Origin of the sequence: Micromonospora sp. NPDC047753, assembly GCF_040642735.1 — a bacterium.
Lineage (GTDB): Bacteria > Actinomycetota > Actinomycetes > Mycobacteriales > Micromonosporaceae > Micromonospora.
In genome coordinates, this window is record NZ_JBEYSL010000233.1 from 1 (window position 1) to 9967 (window position 9967).

Here is a 9967-nt window from a genome sequence, read left to right on the forward strand (position 1 = left end):
ACAAGGCCCGCCGGCTGCTCTGGCCGGTCAAGCAGAAGTACGGCCAGCAGATCTCCTGGGCCGACCTGCTAGTGCTCGCCGGCAACGTCGCCCTGGAGTCGATGGGCTTCAAGACCTTCGGCTTCGGCTTCGGTCGCGAGGACGTCTGGGAGCCCGAGGAGATCTTCTGGGGCCCCGAGGACACCTGGCTGGGAGACGAGCGCTACGCCTCCGAGAAGGAGATGGCGGCCGGCGTCGGCTCGACCGAGATGGGGCTCATCTACGTCAACCCGGAGGGCCCCCGCGGCAACGCGGACCCGCTTGCGGGGGCGCACTTCATCCGCGAGACCTTCGGCCGGATGGCGATGAACGACGAGGAGACCGTCGCCCTCATCGCCGGTGGTCACACCTTCGGTAAGACCCACGGTGCCGGCGTCGCCGACAACCACGTGGGTCCGGAGCCCGAGGGCGCCCCGCTGGAGGCGCAGGGCCTGGGTTGGCTGAGCACCCACGGCAGCGGCAAGGGCGCGGACACGATCACCAGTGGTCTCGAGGTGACGTGGACCGACGTGCCGACGCAGTGGAGCAACCGCTTCTTCGAGATCCTCTTCGGCTACGAGTGGGAGCTCACCACCAGCCCCGGCGGTGCGAAGCAGTGGGTCGCCAAGGACGCCGAGGCGATCATCCCGGACCCCTTCGACCCGGCGAAGAAGCACCGGCCGACGATGCTCACGACCGACCTGTCGCTGCGCGTCGACCCGGCGTACGAGAAGATCTCCCGCCGCTTCCTGGAGAACCCCGACCAGTTCGCGCTGGCCTTCGCCAAGGCGTGGTACAAGCTGCTGCACCGCGACATGGGCCCGATCGAGCGCTTCCTCGGGCCGTGGGTGGCCGAGCCGCAGCTCTGGCAGGACCCGGTGCCGGCCGTCGACCACGAGCTGGTGGGCGACGCCGACATCACCGCGCTCAAGGCGAAGGTCCTCGAGTCCGGTCTCACGATCGACCAGCTGGTCTCCACCGCCTGGGCCTCTGCCGCCAGCTTCCGGCACACCGACAAGCGCGGCGGTGCCAACGGGGCGCGCATTCGCCTCGAGCCGCAGCGCAACTGGGAGGTCAACCAGCCGGAGCAGCTCGCGACCGTCCTGACCACCCTTGAGGGCATCCAGCGGGAGTTCAACGAAGCCGGCGGCGCGAAGATCTCGATCGCCGACCTGATCGTGCTGGCCGGTTCGGCAGCCGTCGAGAAGGCTGCGCGGGACGCCGGCGTCGAGGTGACAGTGCCGTTCCGGGCGGGCCGCACCGACGCGACCCAGGAGCAGACCGACACTGAGTCGTTCCGGGTCATGGAGCCGCGCGCCGACGGTTTCCGCAACTACCTGCGTCCCGGCGAGAAGACCCAGCCGGAGGTGCTGCTCGTCGACCGTGCGTACATGCTCAACCTGACCGCGCCCGAGATGACCGTCCTCATCGGCGGCCTGCGCTCCCTCGGCGCCAACGTCGGCGGCAGCCAGCACGGTGTGCTGACCGACCGGCCGGGCGTGCTCACCAGCGACTTCTTCGCCAACCTGCTCTCCCCGGGCACCCGGTGGAGCGCGTCGAAGTCCGACGAGCACGTGTACGAGATCCGCGACCTGGCCACCGATGAGGTGAAGTGGACCGCCACCGCGGTCGACCTCATCTTCGGGTCAAACTCGCAGCTGCGCGCCCTCGCCGAGGTCTACGCCAGCCAGGACGCCCGCGACAAGTTCGTCGCCGACTTCGTGGCCGCCTGGACCAAGGTCATGGAGCTCGACCGGTTCGATCTCGCCTGACAGGTACCACCGACGAGCCCCGGCCGATCCGCACGTGATCGACCGGGGCTCGTCCCGTTCGCGTGCCGTTCGACGCGGCACCAGCGCCGGTCACCTCGATGTCACCCCCGGTGCCATTCCCTTTGCGGCGAATCCCATGGATGATTTTTCTGTCTCATTGATCAGGTGGCGGACGGGCCCATCCATGGCAAGGTGTTGACCCTGCCCCGGGCGGCGGGCGCGGACCCAGTCACGCAGGGAGTCAACGTGGCCCATCCCGACCTGCAGGCCGAGGACGTGGACCAGCACGCCGGAAGCCCTGCGATACCCCGGCAACGGGTGGTCTCCGCCGGGCGGTCCCGGGCGGGCGTCGCCGACACAGCAGTCGCCTGGCGTCCGCTGCGGATCGCGATGATCGGTCAGAAGGGGATGCCGGCGACCTACGGCGGGATCGAACGGCACGTGGAGGAGATGGCCAGCCGGCTCGCCAGCTACGGCCACGAGGTCACCGTCTACTGCCGCCGGAGCTACGGCGAGACGCCCGCCGACGGCTACCGGGGCGTACGGCTGCGCCAGACCCACACGATAGCGAGCAAGCACCTCGACGCCATCGTGCACGCGGCGACCTCGACCATGGCGGCGATGGCCGCGCGGCCCGACATCGTCCACTACCACGGGCTCGGGCCGGCCCTGGTCGCTCCACTTCCGCGTGCCCTGTCCCGGGCGCGCGTGGTGTTGACGGTGCACGGGCTGGACAACCAGCGGGGCAAGTGGGGGCTTGCCGCGCGGGCAGTGCTGGGCAGCGCCCACTGGTTCAGCGGGTACGTCCCGCACCAGCGGGTGGCGGTCTCCCAGGGGCTCGCCGCCCACTACGGCGCCCGGTTCGGCCGCCCGACGACCTACATCCCGAACGGCGTGAACCCGGCGCGACCGGCGCGTACCCGTCAGATCCAGAACCGGTTCGGGCTGACCCCCGGCGGCTACCTGCTGCTGGTCGGTCGGCTGGTGCCGGAGAAGGCGGCCGACCTGCTGATCCGGGCCTTCCGCCGGACCGAGACCCCGATGCGCCTGGCGATCGTCGGCGGGTCGTCGTTCACCGACGACTTCGTGGACCGGCTGCGCCGGGAAGCCGGGGCGGACGACCGGATCGTCTTCACCGGGTTCGCCTACGACGACCTGCTCGCCGAGCTGTACGCCGGAGCGGCCGGCTTCGTTCAACCGTCCCGGTTGGAGGGACTGCCGTTGACGTTGCTGGAGGCGGCCGCGTACGGGCTGCCGGTGGTCGCCAGCGACATCGCGCCGCACGTCGAGGTGCTCAAGGCCGACACCGCCGGCGGGCGGTTGTTCCGCGACGGCGACGAGGACGACCTGGTCCGGGTGTTGACGTCGCTGCTCGCCAACCTGCCGGGTGAACGGGCCGGCGCGGTGGCGCTGGGCGAGCAGATCACCAGCAGGTACAGCTGGGACACCGCCGCCCGCGAGTTGGAGCAGCTCTATCTCCGGCTGGCCCCGGAGCCGGGCCGCCGGGCGAGGGCACGACCCACGGCGACCGTCGACTGACCGGGCGGTGTCGGCCGGGGCAGTGTCGGGTCAGCCCCCCGGGGGACGGGGCAGTCGGTGCAACGGCCCCTTCTGCCGTCGAGGTGACAGGACTAGATTGAACCGATCTTGTGCCGGGAGGACATCGGTTGGCCGCGCCCGGCAGCGGCCGAGCAGCGTCGATTCAGTTCAGTGGGATCAGTGGAACAACACACTCAGCAGGTCACTCCGCTCATGAGCAGGCGGCTCGACCCGACCCGCCTGCTCACCGGCGCGGCGGCGCTGGCCGCCGCGGTCGTGGCGGTGGTCGCGGGTGTCTCCATGGCGGCCGGTGACCGCAGGGGGATGGTGCTGCCGCTCGCGGCGGTCGTGGGGATCGCGGTGGCCGTCCTCGCGCTGACCCGGTTCGCCGGGTACGTGCTGCTGATGCTCGCGGTGCGCTCCTGCGTCGACCTGTTCAAGCTGACCGGCCCGAGCGCCGGCCAGGCCGAATCCGGCGGAACGGCCCGGGCGGTGGACCCCTCCACCCTGCTCGCCGTGCTGTTCCTCCTCGCCGCCGGGCTCTGGCTGGCCGCGCAGCTCAGCCGGCGCGGGCGGTTACGCGGCTCCCCGCTCAGCTGGGCCATGCTGCTCGTTGGTGCCAGCAGCCTGGTCAGCGCCCTCGGTGCCAGCCGGCCGGCGAACAGCCTGTTGGAGGCGCTGCGGATCCTCACCGTGGTGGTGATGTTCGTGGTGCTGGAACAGCTCATGCCGGACACCGCGGCGATCCGTCGGGTCCTGCTCGCCTGCTACGCCTCGCTGGTGCTGGCGCTGGGCTACACAGTCGTGCTGTCGCTGCTCGGCAACCCGCCGGCCGAGGTGAAGGGCGACTTCACCCGCATCAGCGGCACGTTCAGCCAGTCGACCACGTTCGGCCGCTACCTGATGTTCATGGTGATCTTCGGGTTCGCGATGTACCGCTTCCTCGATCGTCGCCTGCGGGCGTCCCTCGGGGTGCTGCTCGCGCTCTCGCTGCTGTTCCTGCTGCTCACCAACACCCGCAGCGCCCTGCTCGGTGCGGCGATCGGCCTGGTGGTGGTCGCCGCGCTGCATCGCAGCAAGCGGATGCTGGTCACCCTCTGCGTGGTGGCGGTCGCCGGGGTGGCACTGGTGCCCGCCGTCGGCGAACGCTTCGCCCAACTCGGCACGTCCCGGGCTGTCGGCGGAGACCCGACCGGAAACACCCTGGCCTGGCGGATCGGCTACTGGACCGAGATCGTCACACTCGCCGACCGGAACCCGGTGACCGGCATCGGGCCGAACATGACCCAGCGGGAGACCGACGAGGCGAAGAAGCCGCACAACGACTTCCTGCGGGCGTACGTGGAGACCGGGCTGCTCGGTCTCGGGGCGTACCTGCTGATGCTGTTCGCCCTTCTGCACACCGCCCGGACCGCGCTGCGGCGCGCGCCTCCGGGCAGCTTCGAGCGCGGCGTCGCGGTCGGGTTCACCGGCTGCGCCGCCGCGTTCGTGGCGATCAGCGCCGCCTCCAACGTCATTTCCAACGTGGTCACCCTCTGGTACTTCGTCGCGTTCGCCGCGGCGGCCAGCGTGATCGCCCGCCAACCGGCTCCGAACCTGACCGGCGAGCAGCCACGAGGCACGTCCGTCCCGGTTTGACTGAACGACAGCATTGGGGAAAAAGTGGAGATCGTCGACTACCTGCGGGTCGCCCGGCGGCGCCTCTGGGTACTCGTGGGGGTGCCGGTGCTCGCCACCGGCGCCGCGGCCGCCATCGTCCTGTCAGCGCCACAGCAGTTCAGCGGGACCGCGTACGTGGCGGCGCCGGCCCTGGTGGGCGGCGTGGCCGGGACGCAGTACACCGGTACGCAGGCGGCGAACCAGTTCGTCGCGGCGTTCGGCGCGGCGGTCACCTCGCCCCGCGTCCTCGCCGACGTGGCCGCCGACACCGGGGTGCCGCCGGAGCGGTTGCGCGACGGGCTCGCCATCACCCAGGTCGGCGCGAGCAGCCAGTTGGAGGTGACCTACACCGCCGGCGACCGGGCTACTGTCGCGCCGGTGCTGACCGCGACCACCACCCGGGCGCTGGCCTTCCTCTTCTCCTCCCAGGTCGGCATCGCCACCGGTGAGGTCGAGGCGGCCAACGCCGACGTCACCGCGGCGACCAAGGCGATCGGTGAGTGGGAGAAGGCGAACAAGGTCTCCCAGCCGGACCGGATCTACCAGGCCACATTGGGCGAGCTGACCAGCCTGCGCCAGCAGCAGCTCTCCATGCAGGCGGTCGGCAACGGTCGAGGTGTCGACGCGGCGACCGCCGCGATCACCGCCGCCCAGAAGAAGCTCGACGAGCTGGGGCCGAAGCTCCCCGACTACCAGGCCCTGATCGCCCAGCGGGACGCGGCGACCAACGCCCTGTCCCAGGCGCGGGAAGGGTTGCAGGCGGCGCGGGCGCAGGCCCAGGCCGCCGATCCGTTGCAGGTGACCAGCATCGGCGAGGCGCACGAGGTGAGCCGGATGACCGAGCTGGTGCGCACCGGCCTGCCGGTGGGCGGTGCGGGTCTGCTGCTCGGGGTGCTGCTGGTGGGCGTACTCGAACTGCTCTCCCGGGGTCGTGCCGCCGCCCGGCCGGTGGCTCCGGCGGCGACCACAGCGGCCCCCTCGGCGCCGGCGGAGACCGTGAGCGCGGCACGGCCGTGACCGCCGGAGAACGGCCCGGCGGGTGCGCGAGGTGACCGGCCGGTCGCCGACCGCGCCGGAGACCGGCGACCAGCAGGTACGCGGCATGGCCCGCGGCGGTGTGCTGAACCTGGGCAGCGCCGTGCTCAGCCAGGTGGCGCTCTTCCTGGTCATGTTGTTGCTGGCCCGGGTCCTGGGTGTACGCGAACTCGGCCGGTACGCCCAGGTCTACGCCGTGCTGTCGCTGCTGGGGCTGCTCTCGCTCTCCGGCTTCCGGGCCGGGCTGACCCGGTTCGTGGCGGTGCACCTCGCCGACGACGAGCCGGCCGCCCTGCGGGGCGCGATCCGGCTCGGGATCGGCATCTCGGCCGTGGCGTCCACAGTGATCGCTCTTGGTCTGGTGGTCGGCGCGCCGTGGCTCGCCGACGCCCTGCACGACCCGCAGCTCACCACCGGGCTGCGGTTGGCGGCGCTCTGCCTGCCCGCCGCCACCGTCTGCGAGGCCGCCCTCGCGGCCACCCGCGGGTGGCGCACGCAACGGGCGTACGCGCTCATCGGCCAGGTCTACGAGCCGGCCGCCCGGCTGATGCTCACCGCTCTGGCGCTCGCCCTCGGGGCCGGCCTGACCGGCGCGTTCTGGGCGCTGGTGGCGGCGAGCTGGAGCGCGGCCGGGCTCGCCCTCGTGGCGCTCGCCCGGATGGTGCGCCGGGTGCCCGCCGCCCGGCCCGCGTACCGGCCGGGTGAGCTGTTCCGGTTCTCCACCGTCAGCTGGGTCTCCTCGCTGTCGTCCACCGGGCTGATCTGGGTGGACGCGCTGCTGCTCGGCTTCTTCGACTACGGTCCCGACGCGATCGGCGTCTACCACGTGGCGACCCGGCTGGTCACTATCGCGGTGTTCGTGCTGGCACCGGTGAACGCCTCGTTCGGTCCGCACCTGGCGCACCTCTACCACCAGGGTCGACTGGACGAGGTACGCCGGATCTACCGGGTCGCCACCGGTTGGGTGCTCCGGCTGTCGCTGCCGGCCTTCGTGGCCCTGCTGGTCTTTCCGGAGCAGTTGCTGCGCGTGGTCGGCGGACCGGGTCTGGCCGGCGGTGCGGCGGTGACCGTTGTGCTGGCGCTCGGCCAACTCGTGAACGCCGCCACCGGGCCCTGCGGGACGCTGCTGAACATGTCCGGCCGGGTCTCGGTCAACATGGTGGACAACCTCGCGGCCCTGCTGCTCAACGTCCTGCTCAACCTCTGGCTCATCCCGGCGTACGGCATTCTCGGCGCGGCGGTGGCCTGGGCGGTGTCGTTGGCAGCGGTGAACGTCGCCCGGGTCTGGCAGGTGCGCGCGCAGGTGCACACCGTGCCGGTGACGGCGGGCATGGTCAAGGGCCTGGTCGCCGCGCTGGTCGCGATGGGTGCCGGGTTCGGTGTGCGGTGGCTGCTCGGGGGCGGGACCGTGCAGCTCGTGGTCGGTCTGGCCGCGATCGTGGCGGTGTACCTCGCCGTGGTGCTCGCCCTCGGGCTCAGTCGGGAGGACGTCATGGTGTTGCGCTCGGTGACCCGCCGAGGCCCTCGACGCGCCCCGGCCGACCCCGCCGACCCCGCCGACCCCGCCGACCCCGCCGACGGTGCCGACGGTGCCGACGGTGCCGGTGTGGGTGCCGCCCGCCCAGTGGTCCGCTCGTGACCGGCGTCGTGCGGCGTCAGGTCACCGACCGGCTGCGTCGGGGGGTACGCGCGGCGCGGGCGTGGGGGCGTGCGGCGAAGCCGGGAGAGCCCGGTCCGTTGCCCGATTTCCTGGTGATCGGTGGGCAGCGCTGCGGCACCACGTCGCTGTACCACCACCTTGCCGCGCATCCGCTGGTCCGGGTGGCCAGCGGCAAGGAGTTGCAGTACTTCAGCATCCACCACGGCCGGGGCGTGCTGTGGTACCGGGGGCATTTCCCTCGTCTCGCCCCGGGTGAGCGCACGTTCGAGGCGAGCCCCTACTACCTGTTCCATCCGAGCGTGCCGGCCCGGGTCGCGGCGACCCTGCCGCAGGCGCGCTTCGTCGTCCTGCTGCGCGATCCGGTGCAGCGGGCCTACTCGCACTACCTGCACACCCGCTCGTACGGCGTCGAGCCGCTGTCCTTCGCCGACGCCCTCGACGCGGAGGAGGAGCGGCTGGCCCGGGCGGCGCGCGGTGGCCCGGACAGCGCCGCCGCGCACCGGGCGTTGCGTAACTATTCGTATGCCGCCCGGGGTCGCTACGCCGAGCAGTTGGACCGCTGGTTCGCGCATGTCCCGCGGGAGCGGATCCACGTCGCCCGAACCGAGGACCTGCACACCGACCCGGCCGGCACGTACGCCGACATGCTGCGCTTCCTCGGCCTGCCGGCCTTCACCCCCGAGGCGTTCACCCGGCACACCCGTCGCGTCGACCCGGGAGTCTCCGAGCTCACGCCGGAGCTGCGAGAGCGCCTGGGTGAGCACTTCGCGCCGCACAACGCGCGCCTGGCCGCGCTGTTGGGCTGGCCCGACCCCTGGCCCGGCTAGGGCGCGGCGGTCTTCGTCCTAGCGGACGGCGGCGAGGATCCGGTCCACCGGCTGGTCGGCGCGGAGCAGGACGGGGACGTCGGTCACTGTGGTGCCGCCGCCGGCCGCGCCCAGTGGGGAACCCACCGTCCCGGTCCGTCCGCCCGGTGTCGCCGGCACGGTCACCGGCGTGTTCGACGCCGACCACAGCACCAGCGTGCTCGACCCGCCCCGGACGAACGCGACCCCGTGCAGCCTGCCGGCCACCGGGGCGGGCAGCGGGGTGACTGTGGCGTCCCGCGCCGCGTCGGCCAGGGCGGCCAGCATCCGACCGGCGTCCCGCTCGGCCCCGTCCGGGTCGAGCAGGCCGTAGCGGACCTCGCTACCGGCGGCGTTGTTCGGGTTGTACGCCAACGGCAGCCAGCTGATCTCACCGATCCCGCCGGCGACCAGCAGGGTGACCGTCTTGACCATCTCCGCCGCCCGACTGGCCGGGTCACCGTCGCCGTCGCGCCAGAACTGCCCGACCTCCCACGCCTGGATCGGCGTACCCGGTGGTGTGGTGGCGCGCAGGTAGTCCAGCAGCGGGGCCACCCCGCTGAAGTGCTCGTAGAAGTGCACCTGGCGGACGTCGACGGTGCGGTCGGTCAGCAGCGACTCGGTCACCGCCAGGAAGCGCAGGCTGCGGCTGTTGGTCTCGGTGCCCAGCGCCCCGCGCAGTTGCGCCTCCCCGTTCACCGCCGGGATCTGCTGCCCCCGGGTGCCGACCCGACGGTGGAAGTACGCCTGGTAGGCGGCGACGGCCTCGGGCATCCGACCGGCGCGCACCAGCCGGTCGGCGACACCCATGCCGTACGCGACGCTGCTGATGCCGGAGTCGACCACCAGCGCCTTCGGGTCGGTCGCGCGGATCGTCTCGGCGGCGGCCCGGACCAGCCGCGCGTACTCCTCGGGGCTGCCGGCCCAGTAGCTCGGCGCGTTGACCTCGTTCTCGATGGCGTACTCCCGTACCCCGTACGGGCCGTAGCGCTGCACCACCGAGCGGACGAATCGCTGGTACGCGCCGAGGTCGGTGGGCATCGCCGACTCGGTCTTGTTCGCCGCGCCCCGGGTGTAGCGGGCCTTGCCACCGGTCGCCCAGCACACGCCGGTGCGGATTTTCAGGTGCAGCGTGACGCCCAGGTCCCGGCTGCGCGAGGCGATCTCGTCCAGCCCAGCCCAGTCGACCTGCCCCGAGGTCCGTTCGATCTCGCACCAGGAGATCTCCTCGTACGTCGCCGAACCGGCGAGCCGGCGCAGGTACGGCTCGAACTGCTGGTACCGCGACCAGTCCCAGTGCGCGCCGAACGGGTTGCTCACCGGGTCGCCGACGCGCGCCGGCGGGGCGGCTCCGGGTGCCACCTTGGCGGAGCCAGCCGATGCCCCGCCCCCCCCCCAGCGGCCCCAGGACGAGGCCGCTATCCCCCTACGACGCACCT

The 9967-nt window shown here is 72.2% G+C and carries 7 protein-coding genes; 6 read left to right on the forward strand and 1 reads right to left on the reverse strand.

Annotation, left to right across the window (positions count from 1 at the left end):
- From katG to ABZ749_RS19895, 6 genes are all read left to right on the forward strand, one after another.
- A partial coding sequence (gene katG / locus ABZ749_RS19870; protein ID WP_357229790.1) for a catalase/peroxidase HPI occupies positions 1 to 1790 on the forward strand: 1790 nt, incomplete at its 5' end.
- 165 nt (positions 1791 to 1955) lie between these two features.
- Positions 1956 to 3329: a glycosyltransferase family 4 protein gene (locus ABZ749_RS19875; protein ID WP_357229792.1), complete on the forward strand. Its 1374-nt coding sequence runs from the start codon at positions 1956 to 1958 to the stop codon at positions 3327 to 3329.
- A 213-nt stretch (positions 3330 to 3542) separates the two neighbouring features.
- Positions 3543 to 4967, forward strand: a complete 1425-nt coding sequence (locus ABZ749_RS19880) for an O-antigen ligase family protein (RefSeq protein ID WP_357229794.1) — start codon at positions 3543 to 3545, stop codon at positions 4965 to 4967.
- Between the two features lie 24 nt (positions 4968 to 4991).
- On the forward strand, positions 4992 to 6005 hold the full coding sequence (locus ABZ749_RS19885; RefSeq protein ID WP_357229796.1) for a Wzz/FepE/Etk N-terminal domain-containing protein: 1014 nt from the start codon (positions 4992 to 4994) through the stop codon (positions 6003 to 6005).
- 22 nt (positions 6006 to 6027) lie between these two features.
- Positions 6028 to 7662, forward strand: coding sequence for an oligosaccharide flippase family protein (locus ABZ749_RS19890; protein WP_357229798.1), 1635 nt, complete (start codon positions 6028 to 6030; stop codon positions 7660 to 7662).
- Positions 7659 to 8510 carry a sulfotransferase gene (locus ABZ749_RS19895; protein ID WP_357229800.1) on the forward strand — a complete coding sequence of 284 codons (852 nt, stop codon included), beginning with the start codon at positions 7659 to 7661 and terminating at the stop codon, positions 8508 to 8510. The genes ABZ749_RS19890 and ABZ749_RS19895 overlap by 4 nt, the downstream gene beginning before the upstream one ends.
- An 18-nt stretch (positions 8511 to 8528) precedes the next feature.
- Here ABZ749_RS19895 and ABZ749_RS19900 read toward each other — a convergent pair.
- The coding region (locus tag ABZ749_RS19900) for a hypothetical protein (protein ID WP_357229802.1) at positions 8529 to 9967 on the reverse strand (1439 nt) is incomplete at its 5' end.

Excerpts from the sequence above, each read along its gene's own strand:
- ABZ749_RS19880 (WP_357229794.1), top strand. The coding sequence starts at position 3,543 with ATGAGCAGGCGGCTCGACCCGACCCGCCTGCTCACCGGCGCGGCGGCG.